This window comes from Diplocloster agilis (assembly GCF_019042275.1).
In the GTDB taxonomy this organism is placed as follows: Bacteria; Bacillota; Clostridia; order Lachnospirales; family Lachnospiraceae; genus Diplocloster; species Diplocloster agilis.
The window spans coordinates 124,627-142,189 of the sequence record NZ_JAHQCW010000008.1 but is presented as its reverse complement, the minus strand read 5'-3'; the positions used below and the strand labels follow the sequence as shown (position 1 = coordinate 142,189).

Genomic DNA, 17,563 nt, shown 5'->3' with positions numbered 1-17,563 from the left:
CAGGAACACGTGATGTGTTCCCGGTTCAGAGGCTCTTGCCCGTCGGACGTGAAGTCCGCCGGTCATCCTGAACCCGGCTTTCCGATTCCCCTAAGCGGATACGCAGCCGCCCTATGCGCTCTCAGGGAGATGCAAAAGAACCCGGCTGCCCGGAGCGTCCCCGTATACCGCCCGTGGTTCCAGGCTCTAAACAGCGGACATGCGAAGCCCCCAGGAAGAACGCTAAGTTAGCACGCCCGTCCCCGCACGGCAGCGCCGTTTCGCTCTCCTCCCTGCTTTCGTTAGGGACGGATTGGATTAGAGGTTTTTATTCAAGTAGGGGGAGTTTGAGCTCATATAGCAGATCGTTGACTTCGGGGAGGGGTAATTGCTTTTGGATGGAGAAGATGAGTACACTGTCCCATTGCTTTCGGGCGTATAGGATGGGATAACCGGCGGATTTTAATAGCTGCTGTGTCTGCTCCAGGTTCAGGCGCATGGCAAAGGATAACGCTAATAGCTTATTTATGGATGGGGTTTTCGCTCCGGAAAAGATCTGGTAGGCGTAGATTCGATCCAGGCCGGAGGCGCGGATCACGTCAGCCTTGGTAAGCTGCTGTGTGTCGAGCAGTTTTTGTAAGATGGCCGGCAGTGACAGATCCAGAAGTTCCTGCTGCTGTAGCCGGATATAGTCGTTGATGTTCTCGGTGGATTTTAAGATGTCCAACAGTTCCTGCGTACTTTTCTTCATACTTGATGATCTCCTGTTCGATTTCTTATTACCTTTATGTTAGAATAGATGTTAGAAAAAAGCAAGGTGCGGGTGGGAGCATGTCGAATCTGAAGGAAAATTATATGGATTCCAAATATACGGTTTTAAAGGTGTTCAGCGCAAGGGACGGGAAGGAAACCAGTTTGGTGGAGAATGCGGTGAATGGCCGGATCTTTATCAGAAAAAGAGTGCCTGCAGAGCAGGGGAGGATTTATCAATATCTGATGACGCTGAGGCATCCCGGGCTGGTGCCGGTTGTGGAGGTGGTTCCCGGGGAGAGACAGTATACGGTGATCGAGGAATATGCGGCAGGGATTACGCTGGATGAGTATGTGAAGTCGTATGGCTGCAGAACGGAGAAGCAGGCGGCGAATTATATGATACAGCTGTGTAATGTCCTGCAGCTGCTGCATGGGCATAATATTGTCCACCGGGATATTACGCCGAATAATATCATCGTTACGCTGGATGGTTATGTGAAATTGATCGATTTTGATATCGCCAGGATACGGAAACCGGACCGTGTACAGGATACCACGATATTGGGGACGGTGGGTTTCGCGGCGCCGGAGCAGTTCGGATTTACTCAGACGGACAGCCGGACGGATATCTATGCGCTGGGAGTAGTATTAAATTATATGCTGACGGGAAAGCTGCCTGGTGAATGCAAGTATCAGACACAGCCATTTTCCCAAATCATAGAGAAAGCCACGGCACTGGATCCGGCCGGCAGATTCTCTGATGTAGGGCAGATCGCAGCCATTCTCATGGCGGGCAGAGCTGTAACGGCTAAGGTTGGAGCAGCCAAACCTGCAGCGTCCAGGACTGCAGCGTCCAGGACTGTAGCGTCCAGGACTGCACCGGCCAAGTCTGGAACAGTCAAGCCTGCACCAGCCAAGTCTGGAGCAGCCCATCTACCGGATTTGCCGGATTCAACAGAGCATATGCCATCTGTGGCCGCGGCAGCGGGACAGATGTCACAGGAAGCCGTATCTGGTGCGGAAGTGGAAAGGAAGGAAGACGGTCGGGAAAACCATTTGAAGATATCGCGGAAGGAAGCGTTTCGGGCTATGATGGCGAATCGTAGATTGGAGCGTAAGAAGCGAATGGAGTCCTATGCGATAAAGCCGGATACCCCTAAAGCGGTACGGTTTTTCAAGTCTATCCCGGGCTTTCGTACCGGGCTGACCTGGAAAATGGCGGTGGCCGTCCTGGGATATCTGTTTACTTTGGTATGGGGATACTCTATGGCCGCGTCGTTTGCGGAACTGCATTATCCGTTTCTGTTATGTGTTCTGCTGTTTTTCATGGAAGTGATTCTGCCGTTCGTGCTGTTCACCAATCTGGGGCATATCGACCGGAAAGTACCAGGAATCCGGGAGCTGGAAGCCTGGCCTGCCAGATGGATCAGAATCGGATTGGGCAGCCTGATCATTGTCCTGGCAACCATGATCGGACAATTGTATACAGGCTTGCAGGGGAAATAATCTAATGCCTGCGGCGGAGTTTGTTTTTACCGGATTTTGGGCGGCTTTTGAAGCGGCGTGCAGAAGCGGATGATTCCTATAAAATAATACCTGTATGCTGTGAGCATACCAATTAAAAAGGGAATTCCTGTATAGTCAGATACAGGAATTCCCTTTTTTATTCCAGAGGAAAGTGCGCCTAAGGAATAAAGAAGCACTCCGGGGTATCGCGCTGCGGCAGGAAGGAAGATGCCGCTTACACGGCCCGCCGCAGGCGGAGAGTTTCGCAAGCGAAACTTTTTTAACGAGGATCTAACTTGTAAATCTTGTAGGTTCCAAATTAGGGGTTGTCAGACGAAACATTTTATTTTCCGGCTGGTTCTCAATGTGGTTGAGAAGTATAGTTCAACAGCAGTTTGACAACATTGATTATCATTTCCTGCTGATCTGGAGAAGCGTTGTTAAAAAGCTGCCGCCAAATATTTTCATAAACATCGTTTTTTGGATCTACGGAATCCTGAAGAAGATAATCAATCGTGATTCCAAGCCGGTTCGCAAGCCGGACCAAAGTGTCCAGGGATAAACTTCGTTCCCCGCGTTCGATTAATCCGATGTAGGTATTGGACACACCGATGTCTTCCGCCAGTTTTTCCTGAGTTAGATGAAGTTTTAGGCGTTCTTCCCGGATGCGTTTTCCTAAAGCCTGATAATCCATACATGATTCTCCTTAATTGATGGTCTAAACAAATTCTACCTTTGGAATAGGAAATTGGTAACAAACTAACAGTATAATTAATAGTAACTATTAGTTGAGTTTTTATGCATCTAATGTTACTATATAGGATAGATAGAAAAATTGTTTGTAAAGGGGCTATGAAAATGGAAAAACAAAAGAAAGCGTTATGGAAAAAGTGGTGGTTCTGGGTAATCATCGTGGTGGTTTTGTTCGTTATTATTGGTTCTGCAGGCGGCAGTGATAAAGATAAGGAAAATGATAAAGATGTCCAAAGCACGGCCACGGATGCGGCGTCGGGGCAGGATAATACGGAAGCAAAAGACGTGGATGGGAAACAGGAGGACGAACAGCAGAAGAAACAGACGGAAAAACAGGAAGAAAAAGACAGCTACGGTCCGGGAGAACCTGCCGAAATGAAAGGTGTAACCGTAACCATGGAAGGCGTAACGGAAAACGAAGGGAAAGAGTATAATGAACCTACGGAGGGAAATGTATTTCTGCTGTGCGAGTTCACGATCGATAACCAGTCGGACAAGGAACTGACGGTAAGTTCCATGATAAGCTTTGACGCTTACGTCGACAGCTATGCGGTTAATCAGAGTCTTACCGGACTTATGGCGGATGATAGTAAGAAACAGCTGGATGGTACGGTGGCGCCTGGGAAGAAGATGAATGGTGTGATTGCTTATGAAGTTCCAAAAGACTGGAGTGAATTTGAAGTGAATTTTGAGCCTGATATCTGGTCGGGAAAAAAGCTTACTTTTATTTATCAGAAATAAAGTTCTAAATATCAGAAATAAACTTTTCAAGATGAGAGGTGGAATCTTCCATAAGTATATTTATGGGAGAGACTATGAAGGTAACAATTATTTGTTGACATAAGATCCGAATTGTGGTTAAGGAAGGTAAAGACAGCCAGGTGCAGCTGTCTTTACTTTTTTTGTTCCGCATATTTTTTCGGCGAGATTCCATAGGCTTTTTTAAAGCATTTACTGAAATAGTATTCGTCATTGTAACCCACGGATGCCGCCAGCAGTGACAAGGGGCATCCAGCGTGTTCGTCCAGGATCCGTTTTGCCTCCCGCAGACGGACTTTTGTCAGATATTCGCTTAAGGAGAGGCCGGTTTCCTGCTTGAACAGATAACTCAGATAAGAGGCGTTCAGATACAATTTTTTCGCTATCCCGGTCAGGGTCAGGGAGCGGTCGCCATAATTTTCGTCAATATAGCGGATCGCTTCATTTACCGTCCTGTTCTGCTTCAGGCCGGAGGAATCTGAGAGCAGCTCGGAGGCCTCCAGCAGCCGGTCCAGTACATACTGTTTCAATTCAATGCCCAATTCGATGGCGAGCAGTTTTTTTAACATCTCGTCCAGCTCGAAATGACCGGAGCTGATCCGGTTTTCTTCCAGACAGGTAATAATATCAGACAGGATCCGCACTGCCAGAAAGATCATCTGCTCACGGCTCAGGCTCTTGGACAGCAGGGTTTCTGCCTGGTTGTAGGCTTTCTCATAGCTGCCGGAGCGCAGGTCCAGAAGCAGTCCTCCCGCTTCCACACGCTCTGAGGACAGCAGGCCGGCAGAGGGCTTTAGATCATCCCGGAATATACAGCGGGCGTTGCCCATTATAAAACGGTGGTCTAACGCCCACAGGGCATCCTGATAGGCAGCCGACAGGGAACGGAGGCCGGTAAACAAAGCCGGGATTCCCAGGGTAACCGTGAACTTCAGGGTATCATGAACCAAACTGCAGATCTGGTGGCAGCAGGAGCGAAAAAGTATCTCCTGCTCCGTTGTGTCTAAAGAAGCGAGCAGAATAATGTGATTATGGATATCCTGCCATACCACACAGGGAAAGGAGGATTCCAGGATTTCCTGGGTAATATTGGCTACCGCGTATTTCCACAGGTTCTTCTCCATCTGAGTGGAAAAAAGCTCATCCAGACGGTCGATCAGAATAGCCGCCAGTCCGAAAGGACCGTGATCCGGCTCGATACCCGAACGGATCAGAAGCTCCGGGTTCAGGGAATCGTAATCCTCGGAACCCTCGATTAATTTCAGCAGCAGGGCTTCCTTGTCCAGCTGATGCTGGTGCATCTGGTAACTGTGGATCGTCTGCTGCATGGATGCCTGGCGGGACAGAAGCTCCTTTGCTTTCAGAAGGGCTTTTGTAAACTCCGTTTTGTTCAGCGGTTTCAGCAGATAGTCCAGAACACCGGCTTCGATGGCTCCCTTCGCGTAGTCAAATTCACTGTAGCCCGTCAGGATGATGATCTGAATCTCAGGGTATTGGGAATTCACTTTTTTGGCCAGGGTAATACCGTTGATCATGGGGATGTTTATATCCAGCAGCAAAAGATCCGGGTGAAGCTCATCGATCATGGCCAGAGCCTGCCTGCCGTCTTTGGCTTCTCCTATGATTTCGAATCCGAGAGAGTTAAAATCAACGCTCTTTTTAATCAACTCTCTGACCAGCAGTTCATCGTCAATGATGCATACCTTGAACATGAAGGATACTCCTTTCTAAGCTTCTCTTGGAATGTGGATCTCGATTTGTGTGCCGGACCCCGGCTTGCTGAAGATGCGGATTCCGTATTCAGGTCCAAAGTAGAGCTTGATCCGGTCGCCTACGCTGCGGACGCCGAAGCCTTTTCGGATCTCTCCCTCCTTCAGCGGACGGTTTAGCATTTCCACCTGGGAACTGTCCATGCCGACGCCGTCGTCCTCTACGGTGACGAAGATATTCGCGCCGTTTTGGACAGCCCGGATGCGAATCGTTCCCGGGCTTCCTTTCGGCTTGATACCGTGGTAGATGGCGTTTTCCACCAGAGGCTGCAGAGTCAGCTTCATGATCGGACAGTCCAGAACCTGTTGGTCAATCTGCATGGAGAAGGTCAGATCTTCGGCATACCGGACCTTCTGGATCGCGATATACTGCTCCGTGATTTCCAGTTCGCTGCGCAGCGTCAGAATCGTCTCGCCTTTTCCCAGGACCATACGGTAAAAACTGGCCAGGTTGGCCACCATGTCATGGGCGTCCGTATTGCGTCCCAGTACGATCAATGCGCAGATGCTCTCCAGCGTATTATAGAGAAAATGGGGATTAATCTGCGTCTGAAGGGCCTGAAGTTCATATTTGCGCTTTTTCTTCTGCTCGAAGAAGGTCTGATCCATCAGCTTTTTCATGCGCTTTACCATACGGTTAAAATTCATGGTGAGATGGCCTACCTCGTCCATTCCGTAAGGCTCCAGATACGTATTCAGGTTCCCGTCCGACACCTCGTCCATGGTTTGGGACAGCCGGCGGAGGGGAACGGTGATGGTCTTGGACAAATACGAGGCAAAGGCAAAAGCGCTGAACAGCAGGATGACGCCGAAGAGAAGCGAAAGCCTTATGGCCTGCCTGCTGTCCTTTAACAGGACATCCAATGGACACAGGCTGATCAGATACCAGTTAAAGCGCTCCAGATAACAGGTGTTAATCAGATATTTTTCATTGTCCACAGTGAAACGCCGGCTTCCGTTCCGGGTTTCCTGCATCCACTGGAAATAGGGAGTATCGGCGAGTCTGACCGGATTTGCCTTCGTGTCGGAGGAGGAGATGATATTTCCGGAAGAATCAACGATCATCATATGAATCCCGTCTTCCGTAGTCAGATCCATGTACAGGTCTGTAAAAATATGATCATTCACATTTAAAACCACAAAGCCGGCGATACTCCCGTCGTTGATGGAGATGATATTCCGTCTGAGAGATACGCCCCGGTTAGTCTCTTCAGAACCGGTCTCATAAGACAGATCATGAATGTCGTCCCAGAACAGATGGTTCCACTCCCCGGCCATCGTGGGCGCATATTTTTTATATTCCTCCTGTACGGACGGATCGGAGGTTCTCACATTGCTGGAGGATACGGCCCGGCCGTCCTGGCCGTAGACAACGATGGAGCTCACGGAAGAGCGGGTGGAGGTAATGGGATCCAGAATACTGCCCACCAGCTGATCGTATTGGTACCGCGTGCTCTGATCGGCTACCGTAAGGGACCTTTGGATATAGTAATTCGAGACGACTATACCGGAAAATTGTTCCGCATTGTCCAACAGATCTTCTGTGCGCAGCCGGATCAGTTCCAGGTTCCGGCTGGCTGCCTTGGAGTTGTTGCGTATGAGTATCTCGGAGGAAATCGTGGCGGATATGGCAGTGATCATGCACAGAAAAAGGCTCATGACCAAAATGGTTGTGAAGGACATTTTTCTGGCGATCGGCAGGTTTTTATAAGCTTGTTTTACATTCAGAAACCAATGTTTCATATATTCTCTCCTGGCCTTAACGACAGTCAATGTTTGTATCCCCTTTATTATAGTACGGGAAATTGGCCGGAGGCAATCATTCACAGCCCGGTTTTGAAGTTCCCAAAATGATTCCTAAAACCAAAATTTTTCCGAATATTCAGATACCAATATAGTATTTCCCAAAATACGTGGAAAATAGCTGGCTTGTTTCCATTGTGCAATGCAAAGGCAGGTTTTACGATAGAAAAAACGACATGCAAAACATGATGTATTCCGGTCAGATATCGAATCTGGGGATCTCGACTTCACGTCCATTTTCCAGGGCAGACTGGTGGGCGCAGATGCCGGTACCGGTCCAGAAGGCGCCCAGGATATCGTCGGGGACCGGACGCCGGTTTTCTATGATGGAGCGGATGAACTCGTGGACCATATGAGGGTGAGAACCGCCGTGTCCGCCCCCTTGGGTAAAGGAAAGATGGCTGTTTTTCGAGTTGTACACGGTTTCCTTTGTGAATCTGGCGATGGAAGGCGGCAGAAGCTGCGCGTAATCCGGTATGCGTACACGCTCCTGGATGATTTCACTTCCCCGGCTGGAGTGCCGGACATCACCGTCAATTTGATACATTTCATTTTGCTCGAGCCGTCCTGTCCGGGTAAATACTACCGGGTCCTCATCAGCAAGCTGCTGCCATTCAAAACTTTTGTTCTCTCCATAGACGCGAAAGCACTCAGAATAGCTTCTGGCGACGCCGTACAGAAAACGCTCCAGTTCGATAGATACATCACAGCCTTTTAAAGACACCAGAGCGGATTCAAATGCAAAAGGGGATTGGTACGCGGCGGCAAGCTCAGGACGAATGCGGCCGGACCCCCTGGCATATACCTTCTCCGGGTAAGCACCCAGCAGCATTAAGCAAGGGCCGATCGCGTGAGTGGGATGCATCAGAGGTGGATATCCGTTCCAATACGAAGGCCAGCCCTCCATATCCTGATAGTGGGCACAGGAGAGATACTGAATCCTGCCGAATTCCCCTTTATCCATGAGCTCTTTTACATAAAAGAATTCCCTCTGGAATACCGTTGTTTCCAGAAACATATAGTTTTTTCCGGACTTTGCCCGGGCTTCCAGAACCTGATAGAGTTCATCCAGATTCATTCCCATAGGGATGGTACAGCCGCAGTGTTTTCCGGCGTTTAGCACCCTGACCGACAGGGGGGCATGTGTGGACGGGGGCGTAACCAGATGCACTGCGTCGATCCCTGGATCATCCAATACCTGTTCGATATCCGAGCAGCACCTTTCTTCAGGGAGTCCGTACAGATCCTGTGCCGCCTTCAGCAGCCGGGGATTTGTCTCCACGATTGTCAGTGATTCCACATCCGGATGTTCCAGGTAAATAGGGACAAACTCTAACCCAAAACTCAGTCCAACGATTGCTACATTTAATTTTTTCATACATATGCTCCTTTCAATAGGTATCTAAGTTCTTGCAAGCATAATTTAACAATAACCCGAGTCGGAAACAATGGAGGAAAATTCATATATGGAAAAAAAGGAAATAAACTGCAAATATTTTGAGCTGACCCCACCTCTGTCGGTGAAAGAGTTTGGCAGGATAGCCAGGGTAAACCGGCATCCGGACCGAACGATGAATGTGTGGACGCTGGGCGTGGTTGTGGAGGGAAAACGTACCATAAGGGTAGGAAAAGACAGCATCAACGCAGCGGCTGGTGAATATTTCCTGCTGCCACCGGGTATCCCACATTTTGGAATAGAGATTGAGCAGCATGATGTATACTATTTTCACTTTCAGATCAGAAGCCTGCAGGTAGAGAAAGAACAGAAGTCTGCAAAAGGTATGATCCGGCTGCCTCTGTGGGGAAAACTGCCTGCAGAGGTGGATCTGACCGGTCTGATCATGGTTCTGTACCGGGACTATCGACTGTCTTATCTTACGGACGAGATATTGGGACTTCATTTGCTGTCTATCCTGCATATACTGAGCATGGACGATCGAAAAAACCGGTATGGAAAGAAGAAGGATCATGTGCTTGCAGAACATCTGCTTCAGTGGATATTGGAAAATCTTCCGTTCAAACTGGAGTCGGCAGCATTCGAACAGGAATTTCAGATGTCCTACCGGAGGCTGAACAGTATATTTAAGAGACGTTACGGATGTACGATTCACCGGTGTGTACTGGAACGTAAAATACAGTATGCCGCCCATTTGCTTATTATGGGGGACGATATTGCCCTGGTGGCCTCTAAGTGCGGTTTCGAGGATTACTTTTATTTTTTGAAGGTATTTAAGAAGATAAAAGGGATAACACCCAAATTATATAAAGACGTTTACCTCGACGGCCGGAAGCTGGATGAAGCTCCATAATGATGAATAAAAATGCACGGTATAAAATATTTCGTAATTAAAAAAATTTTCCTAATTTTCTTCTATCATAAAAAGTTTTCCTAAAAATATTCAAAAATAGCCAAAATTCTTACATTGTTGAAAAAGCCGCTCTATGTTTAAATAAAAACACAGACAGACAATCCGGATTGGCTGTGAACTTATGAACATGTACCTTGTTTTTTGTGGATAATTTTTAGAATCAGGAGGAGAAAAGTTGAAAAAGAATAAAATGCGTTTTCTTGCTTTAACAATGACAGTGTGTATGCTGGCGGGATTAGCCGCCGGGTGCGGAAGCAAAAACCAGGAAGGCGAAGAAGGAAGCGCTCCCGCGCAGACGGCGGATGGTAGTGCCGCCGCGGAAACGGCAAAACCGGAAGGTACGGCGGACGGGGCTGCTACGACGGACGACCCTGAGGTGACCATCACGGTTCTGACCAGATATGCCGGCAGTGATCCACAGGCGCCGTGGCTTAAGAAAATGATGGATGAGTTTGTGAAGCTTCATCCGAATGTAACCTTCCAGGACGACTCGGTGGCGGATGAAGCTGCTTATAATAACAAGCTGAAGACCGCGATCGCCACCGGAAATCTTCCGAATATGTGGATGCAGTACGGAAGCGCTTCGCTGGTGGAGTATGCGAAGAACGGCCTGCTGATGGACCTGTCTTTCATGCTGGAAGATGAGGAGTTCTGTTCGGGCCTGCCGGATCCCACGTTATCCACCTTTGACCTGTCGGGATACGGCGTGGACGGCATCTATGCGATTCCCTTCGCGATGCAGCCGGAAGTGATCTTTTATAATAAGGATCTGTTCCAGCAGGCGGGTATCGAGTCGGTACCGGAGACCATGGACGACATGTACGCGGCGATCGATAAGCTGAAAGCCGCGGGAATTACCCCTATGGGCATGGGAGCCAAGGATACCTGGCGGCTGGGACATTTCTTTAACTGCATCGCTTACCGTGAAGCCGGGGTTGACACCTTTAAAAATATCGGAGCCAGGACGGCCAAATGGACGGACCCGGAGGTTGTGGAATGCCTGAAGACACTGAAGGGCTTTAAGGACAAAGGCGCGTTTGAAGAGAACTTCGAGGGCATTGACTGGAGTACGGAGAGCGCGAATTTCCTCAGCGGAAAATATGCCATGATCTGCATCCCGCTCTGGTTCATCCCCAACGCGGAAGGGTCTGAGATCGCGGATTCCCTGGATTTCTTCCCGATCCCTTACTTCAGCGGCCAGGAAGCATATAAGGATCATTCGGCCGTATATGTGGACGCGCATGTATACAGCGGGAAGCTGGAAGGCTATGAAAAAGAGATCACCATGGAATGGGCCAAATTCACCCACAACGCGTTCTCGGAGGAAGTGCGGCTGAAAGACTGCGGACAGACACCGGGCCGGACGGATGTGAATACGGAAGGCTTTGAGCTGACCCCGATGCTTACAAAAGCGATAGAACTGAATAAAGACCTGAAGAAGCTGGGGGGCGACACTTTCGAATATGATATGTTGAATTCCATGCAGGATGTCACCAGAAACGCGCTGGTGGGAATGATGCTGGGCACATCACCGGAAGATACGGCAGCGGCGATTCAGTCGGAAATTGATAATAACCAATAAGCAGAATAGGTAACAGCTGTACGAATATTGTGATAAGCCGCCCATAAAGGAGCGCCTCCGCGCCGGGCGGCTTTTTCATATAAAGAGAGAAATGAGGTGTAAATGATTGGAACGTTACCGGCGTAATAAAAAGGTTATTTTTCTGTTTCTTCTCCCCGCGCTCCTGATCTATGTAGTGCTGGAGGTAATACCTGTGGCCCAGTCCTTCTATTTTTCCTTTTTTGACTGGCCGGGAATACAGGGGGTGCCGCTGAAATACGTAGGCCTGGATAATTTTATCTCCGTATTTCAGAATTCCCAGTTCCATCAGGCGGTAAAAAATATCCTGCTCTTTGTGGTGGTGGGGCTGCTTACACAGCTTCCGATCGGGTTCCTCTTTGCGATCCTGCTCTATAATGTTAAGCGGGGCCAGAGATTCTTTAAGGCGGTCTACTTTATCCCGATGATTCTGCCGGTGACGGCGACGGGGCTTTTGTGGCAGTTCATCCTGAAGCCGAACGAAAGCGGTGTGCTGAATCAACTGCTCACGAAGCTTGGATTGGAACAGCTCTGTACCGGCTGGCTGATCAACAGCAGTACCGCGATGATGTGCATTATCCTGGTTACCACCTGGGCCAGCGTGGCGTATTATATCGTCATCGGACTGGCGGCGGTGAACGCGATACCGGAGGACGTGATGGAGGCGGCCACCATTGACGGAGCGGGGCAGGGAAAGAAAGTATTCTACATCATAATTCCCATGATCTGGGAATCGGTCAAAATCTCAGTGGTGATGATCATTACCGGCGTTCTGAAGGTGTTCGATATGGTATTCGTCATGACGGAGGGCGGCCCCAACGGACTGACCCACGTGCCTGCCACATTATTATATTATCAGGCGTTTAAATACGATCATTATGGTATCGGAAGCGCCATATCCACCATCATGTTCTTTATGAGTCTGATTCTCACCGTCATCTCCCTGAAACTGATGAATCAGGATAAAGAGGACGGTGTAAAACGGATGAAAAGGAGGGGGAAAAGTCAATGGAAAAACAGTTAAATTCCAGAGCGCGAATGAAAAAAATCATCTGCCGGGTGCTGCTCTACGGGATCTTGATCCTGTTTGCCGTTATCTGCCTTTATCCGGTTTATTTTACACTGGTTTCATCTCTTAAGAACAATACGGAGATATTTACCAATCCCTTTTCGCTGCCGGCCGATCCTCAGTTTGAAAACTATGCGCGGGCGTGGAAGATCGGAAAAATAGGGATCTATTTCCGCAACAGCATCGTGCTGACGGTAGCGACGCTGGTAGTTACCGCTTTCGTGGGATCTCTGGCGGGATACATACTGGCGAAATTTAAGTTCAAAGGCAAGGGGCTGATCTATCTGTTATTCCTGGCCGGAATGATGATTCCGATCCAGACGGTGATTATTCCGCTTGCGTTTACCCTTGGAAAATTCGGCATCGTCGACAACTATCCGGTGCTGATTCTGCTGTATTCGGCCTTCTGCCTTTCCATGACGGTGTTCATCGTCACGGGGTTTATGAAAGGGCTGCCGGACGAACTGGAGGAAGCGGCGGTGATGGACGGCGCCGGGCATGCGGCCGTATTTTTCCGCATTATACTTCCGTTGTCCATGCCGGCTGTCGCCAGCGCGTCGATCTTTAACTTTGTCTCTTCCTGGAATAACCTGCTGTTTCCGCTGGTGTTCCTTGGAAACGATAATTTAAAGACGATCTCTATCGGCCTGCTGTCTTTCTTTGGCGCGTACACATCGGACTACGGCGCTGTAATGGCCGCGATCGGGGTCAGTATCCTGCCTCCGATCATCATGTATATCCTGCTGCAGGAAAAAATGGAAAAAGGGCTGACCGCCGGGGCCGTGAAGGGTTAACCCCGGTGTTCCGGGATTCGAAAAAGGAGAGTGGATGATGAAAGGTTTAGTGACGGACGGCAGAGGAGGAATCTTTCTGCGGGAAGATATCCCCATGCCAAAGATGGGGGAATACGACGGGCTGGTGAAGACCGTGGGGTGCGGTATCTGCAACGGCACGGATCTGAAACTGGCGGACGGGCATCTGAAGGGATTCGGAACTTACCCGGCCGTGCTGGGGCACGAGGCCGTGGGACGGGTAATACGGACAGGGAAAAAGGTGAGAAATTACCGGGAGGGGGACCTTGTCCTGCGCAGCGAGCTGCCGGACCGCGGACAGTACTATTCTCTGTGGGGAGGGTTCTCGGAATACGCCCTGGTAACGGACTGCGATGCCATGGAAGAGGACGGACTTACGATCCAGGATGTGGGAGCCAGATCCAAAACCGTGGTCCCGGATGGAATCGACGGTACGGATGCCTGTATGCTGATTACTCTTGAGGAGATCTACAGCGCGCTGAAACGGCTGGATATGAGGGCGGGACAAAATGTAGTGATAGCGGGCTGCGGGCCGGTGGGTATCGCCATGGCCAACCTGTGCAGGATTTTGGGGGCCGGGAAGATCCTGCTGGGCGGCCACCACAAGGCCCGGATGCAAAAAGCCCTGGAACTGGGAGCGGATGTGGCGGTGGATACCAGAGAGGAAGATCTGTCGCTTCGCATCCGGGAAGAGATGGGGAAGGCGGATCTATTCATAGACGCGGTCGGGAACGGAACGGTTTTAAGCCACGGCCTAAGAAGCGTGAAGCCGGGCGGAGTAATAGGCATCTACGGGATCGGACTGCGCAGTACCCAGCCGGTCGCCTGGGAGGATGCGGATTACTGCTGGGAGATCCGGTCGGTACAATGGCCCGATTACGGGCATCTGGTGACGATCCAGAAGGAAACGGCGGACCTGGTGCTGGAGGGGAAACTGCATCTGTCCGACTATGTGACGCACCGGCTGCCGGTGGAAGATTATGAACGGGGATTTGAGCTGGTAAAAAACAGGGAAGGGCTGAAAGTAGTCCTGACCTTCGACTAGATGAGGGGGAGCAGTATGACAGAGCGTGTGTTATCTTTTGAGAAATACAGGGATGAATTTTACCAGGAATTTGAAGAGTACTACGCCGCATATCCGTTGCCGGCGCCGGAAGCGGAACATATGCCGGTTGATACGGACATTGGGAAAAAGGCGGCAAAGACAAAGCCATGTGAGGAGAAGAGCCGTATTTATCGGGCGGCTGTCAAGTGTCCGGTGCATGTGTTCCGATATTTTCCATTTTATTATGAAGTGTGCACGGGCCGGGCCCGAAATGGCCTGACAGCCGGTTTCCCGCCGGAACCCGGAATCGGCGGAACCATGATGCGCAATCACTCCGCGATAGAGAAACGGTTTTTCGACTTCCGGGACTACTATAAAGAACGGAATCTGTTTATCTCTTTTTTCTTTACCGATTTTGCACATCACTGCATCGGCTATGAAAAGGTTCTGCGTCTGGGTTTAAACGGGCTGAGCGACCAGGCGGAGAAGAAGAGGAAAAACACCCAGGATGCAGGACAGGTTTCTTTCTTGGACAGCGTGATCTGCGGCTGTGCGGCCTTAAAGAGAATTGCGGAGAACTTTGCCCGTGAGGCGGCTGAAATGGCCGGGAGGGAGAAGGACGGGGAAGTGCGCGGGAATCTGCTCCGTATCGCCCGCACGGCGGCGAGAGTACCGGCTGAAGCTCCCGAGACTTTCTATGAGGCGCTGAATACGATCTGGTTCATGCGTGAGATCGTGATGGGCCTGGAGGGGATCGGTATTGCGGTGATCGGGCATTTTGACCGTCTGCTGTATCCCTATTATGAAAAGGATGTGAGAGAAGGCCGGCTCACCAGACAGGAGGCGAAGGATCTGCTCTCCTTTGCCCTGAACCTGACGGATGCCAAATGGGATCTGCGTACGGACCCTCCGGAAGGCGGGGCGAACACAGCCATGACCATCGGCGGCTGCGATCAGGAAGGAAGACCGGTCTATAATGAGGTATCCCGCATGATTCTGGAGATCTTCGAAGAACAGGAACTGGTAAACCCTAAGCTTCAGGCCCGGATCAGCCGGAACCATCCCGCAGAATTTTTTGAGCGTCTGGCCCGGATCGCGGGGCGGGGGAAGAATGTATTATCGATATTTAACGACGAGGTACTGATCCCCGCTCAAGTCCGCCAGGGGAAAGAGCTGCAGGACAGCAGGCTTTATGTGGCCGGAGGCTGCCAGGAACCGGTTTTAAGTGAAACGGAAGTGAACTGCAGGGCTTATATCTACATGAGCCTTCCGAAGCTTCTGCTGCTGACATTGGGGGTGGGAGAGGAAGGCTTCTGGGAACATGAAGGGCTGGAACCGGTTCAGGCCGACTCCTGCCGGGACTTTGAAGAGTTCTATGCCTGCTTTCTGGGGAAAGCGAGACAGATCGTTCACAGGGTAACCGGATACTTCAATGAATGGGAACGGGAATGGTATGGATATAATCCCTGTCCGCTGTATTCGGCCACCATTACCGGGTGCATCGAAAAGGGCCTGGATATGACACAGGGCGGAGCAAAATATAATACCTCCAGCTTTTCGCCGGTCGGGTTCGGAACGTTGGTGGATTCCCTGTTTGCCGTTCAAAAGGTGGTCTATGAGCAGAAATTTCTGACTCTTCATGAACTGCGCGGATGTCTGAACCGGAATTTTGAAGGAAGTGAGAGAACCAGAGCCTACCTGGCAAACCGGGTGGATAAATGGGGCAGAGACAGCGGTGAAATCAACCGGCTGGCCTCCCGGCTGGCGGACGACCTGACGCTGGTCTTCTCCGGTATGCCGAATACCCGCGGCGGCTGGTTCGAAAATTCCCTGTTCACGAATACCGGCTATGTCTCTCTTCGCGGGACGGAGGCTACCCCTGACGGGAGAAGGAGAGGGGAGATTCTCTCCAGGGGGATCGGCCCCGGCGAAGCTACCGGCCATACCAACTTAAGCCGTATCCTGGAAGGGCTTGGGGCTTTGAATCTGGAAAATCATCCGGCTTCGGCGGTTCTCTATCTCGATCTTCCTTATTCCCCCAATCAGATGGAACCCAGGATTTATGAGGCGGTGATCCGCAGCTTCCTGGACGCGGGAGGAAGCGTCTTTGATTTTAACCTGACGGATGCCGAGGTACTCTTGGAAGCGCAGAAGAACCCGGAACAGTATGCGAACCTGGTGGTGCGGGTGTGGGGATTCAGCGCGTATTTTACCGCGTTAGACCGGGAGCTCCAGGACGAGATGATCGCCAGAAACCGGTCGCATTAGTCTGCGGAGCGCGGTGCGACGCGTCGTAGGAGGTACCTATTATATGGACGGAATGATATTTGATATCCAGCACTTTAGCGTTCACGACGGCCCGGGGATCCGCACTACGGTGTTTTTCAAGGGCTGTAATCTGAAATGCCTTTGGTGCCATAACCCGGAATCGCAGGAGGCATCCCCCCAGCTGTTGATCAAAGGACAGGGCTGCATCGCCTGTGGTTCCTGCGCTGCGGCCTGTCCTACCGGGGCCAGAAGGTTGGGAGATGATGGGGGTTTTATACCGGATCTGTGTACCGGATGCGGAAAATGTGCTTCCGTTTGCTATCCCGGGGTACTGGAAATATCGGGGGAAGCGATGAGCGTTTCAAAGGTAATGGAAGAGATCCGAAAAGACGGTTCCTTGTACTGTAATTCCGGGGGAGGAGTGACTTTTTCCGGTGGAGAGGCGATGCTGCAGATCGATTTTCTGGAAGAACTGCTCAGGGAATGTGTCAAACACGGGATTCATACCACCGTGGATACGGCTGGGGCGGTTCCGTGGGAGAGCTTCCGAAGAATCCTGCCCTACACGTCCTTATTTCTCTATGACCTGAAATGTGCCGGCGGGGAAGTACATCGGAGAGCGACAGGCGCGGATAACCGTCTGATCGTGGAGAACCTGAACCGGTTAAAAGAGACGGCGGATGTATGGATCCGCATACCTTGTATCAAGGGGATCAATGATTCTGAGGCGGAGAGAGAAGGATTCCGGGAGATTCTGAAAAAACCCGGGAAAATTCAAAGGATTGACCTGCTCGCGTATCACTCCTTTGGGGAGGGAAAGTACCGGATGCTGGGCAGGAGTGCGCCGGAATTTCAGCCTATGGATGCCGTCCAAATGAACGCGCTGAAAGACGCGCTGGATGAATATGCGCCGGTGGCAGTGCTTTAGTTAATGTATGGTTAATGTATGTGGCTAATGTATGTTTTGGCTAATGTATTGCGTATGCTGTTTTGCCATGCTATCCTATTAATATCAATGAACTTGCGACCTGAAAAGGTGCAGGCAGGAAAAAGATAATGGGGAAGCAGCAGATTGCCC

General features: G+C 50.5%; 14 protein-coding genes. 9 read left to right on the top strand and 5 right to left on the bottom strand.

Features of this window, described 5'->3' with window-relative positions; genetic code table 11:
* Nucleotides 1-307: 307 nt before the first annotated feature.
* Nucleotides 308-730 (bottom strand): hypothetical protein, encoded by a 423-nt coding sequence (locus KTH89_RS07235; RefSeq protein WP_238721217.1) that lies wholly within the window; start codon nucleotides 728-730, stop codon nucleotides 308-310.
* Nucleotides 731-810: 80 nt separating this feature from the next.
* On the opposite strand from KTH89_RS07235, the gene KTH89_RS07230 reads away from it, so the two are divergent.
* Nucleotides 811-2,238, top strand: coding sequence for a serine/threonine protein kinase (locus tag KTH89_RS07230; protein WP_238721216.1), 1,428 nt, complete (start codon nucleotides 811-813; stop codon nucleotides 2,236-2,238).
* 361 nt (nucleotides 2,239-2,599) lie between these two features.
* Here the strand turns inward: KTH89_RS07230 and KTH89_RS07225 are convergent, their stop codons facing one another.
* On the bottom strand, nucleotides 2,600-2,932 hold the full coding sequence (locus tag KTH89_RS07225) for a helix-turn-helix domain-containing protein (protein ID WP_158347903.1): 333 nt from the start codon (nucleotides 2,930-2,932) through the stop codon (nucleotides 2,600-2,602).
* Nucleotides 2,933-3,096: 164 nt separating this feature from the next.
* Between KTH89_RS07225 and KTH89_RS07220 the strand changes: the two genes are divergently transcribed.
* Nucleotides 3,097-3,732 carry a DUF4352 domain-containing protein gene (locus KTH89_RS07220; protein WP_238721215.1) on the top strand — a complete coding sequence of 212 codons (636 nt, stop codon included), beginning with the start codon at nucleotides 3,097-3,099 and terminating at the stop codon, nucleotides 3,730-3,732.
* Nucleotides 3,733-3,884: 152 nt separating this feature from the next.
* On the opposite strand, the gene KTH89_RS07215 is transcribed toward KTH89_RS07220, so the two are convergent.
* The 3 genes from KTH89_RS07215 to KTH89_RS07205 form a co-directional block, all read right to left on the bottom strand.
* Nucleotides 3,885-5,462, bottom strand: a complete 1,578-nt coding sequence (locus KTH89_RS07215; protein ID WP_238721214.1) for a response regulator — start codon at nucleotides 5,460-5,462, stop codon at nucleotides 3,885-3,887.
* Nucleotides 5,463-5,477: 15 nt separating this feature from the next.
* Nucleotides 5,478-7,262: a cache domain-containing sensor histidine kinase gene (locus KTH89_RS07210; RefSeq protein ID WP_238721213.1), complete on the bottom strand. Its 1,785-nt coding sequence runs from the start codon at nucleotides 7,260-7,262 to the stop codon at nucleotides 5,478-5,480.
* 259 nt (nucleotides 7,263-7,521) lie between these two features.
* Complete coding sequence (locus KTH89_RS07205; protein WP_158347894.1) at nucleotides 7,522-8,700, bottom strand: Gfo/Idh/MocA family protein; 1,179 nt, start codon at nucleotides 8,698-8,700, stop codon at nucleotides 7,522-7,524.
* Between the two features lie 88 nt (nucleotides 8,701-8,788).
* Between KTH89_RS07205 and KTH89_RS07200 the strand changes: the two genes are divergently transcribed.
* The 7 genes from KTH89_RS07200 to KTH89_RS07170 all read left to right on the top strand — a co-directional run bounded on the left by KTH89_RS07200 (nucleotide 8,789) and on the right by KTH89_RS07170 (nucleotide 17,413).
* A complete protein-coding gene (locus KTH89_RS07200) occupies nucleotides 8,789-9,631 on the top strand; it encodes an AraC family transcriptional regulator (protein WP_238721212.1) in 843 nt (280 codons plus the stop codon).
* A 235-nt stretch (nucleotides 9,632-9,866) separates the two neighbouring features.
* The gene (locus KTH89_RS07195; RefSeq protein ID WP_238721211.1) at nucleotides 9,867-11,273 is read left to right on the top strand and encodes an extracellular solute-binding protein; all 1,407 of its coding nucleotides are present in this window, start codon (nucleotides 9,867-9,869) and stop codon (nucleotides 11,271-11,273) included.
* A gap of 106 nt (nucleotides 11,274-11,379) precedes the next feature.
* A complete protein-coding gene (locus KTH89_RS07190; protein WP_158347888.1) occupies nucleotides 11,380-12,315 on the top strand; it encodes a carbohydrate ABC transporter permease in 936 nt (311 codons plus the stop codon).
* Nucleotides 12,300-13,154, top strand: coding sequence for a carbohydrate ABC transporter permease (locus KTH89_RS07185; protein WP_158347885.1), 855 nt, complete (start codon nucleotides 12,300-12,302; stop codon nucleotides 13,152-13,154). Before KTH89_RS07190 ends, KTH89_RS07185 begins: the two co-directional genes overlap by 16 nt.
* 34 nt (nucleotides 13,155-13,188) lie before the next feature.
* Complete coding sequence (locus tag KTH89_RS07180) at nucleotides 13,189-14,217, top strand: zinc-dependent alcohol dehydrogenase (protein ID WP_158347883.1); 1,029 nt, start codon at nucleotides 13,189-13,191, stop codon at nucleotides 14,215-14,217.
* A gap of 15 nt (nucleotides 14,218-14,232) precedes the next feature.
* A complete protein-coding gene (locus KTH89_RS07175) occupies nucleotides 14,233-16,485 on the top strand; it encodes a pyruvate formate lyase family protein (RefSeq protein WP_238721210.1) in 2,253 nt (750 codons plus the stop codon).
* Between the two features lie 43 nt (nucleotides 16,486-16,528).
* A complete protein-coding gene (locus KTH89_RS07170; protein ID WP_238721209.1) occupies nucleotides 16,529-17,413 on the top strand; it encodes a glycyl-radical enzyme activating protein in 885 nt (294 codons plus the stop codon).
* Nucleotides 17,414-17,563 lie beyond the last annotated feature (150 nt).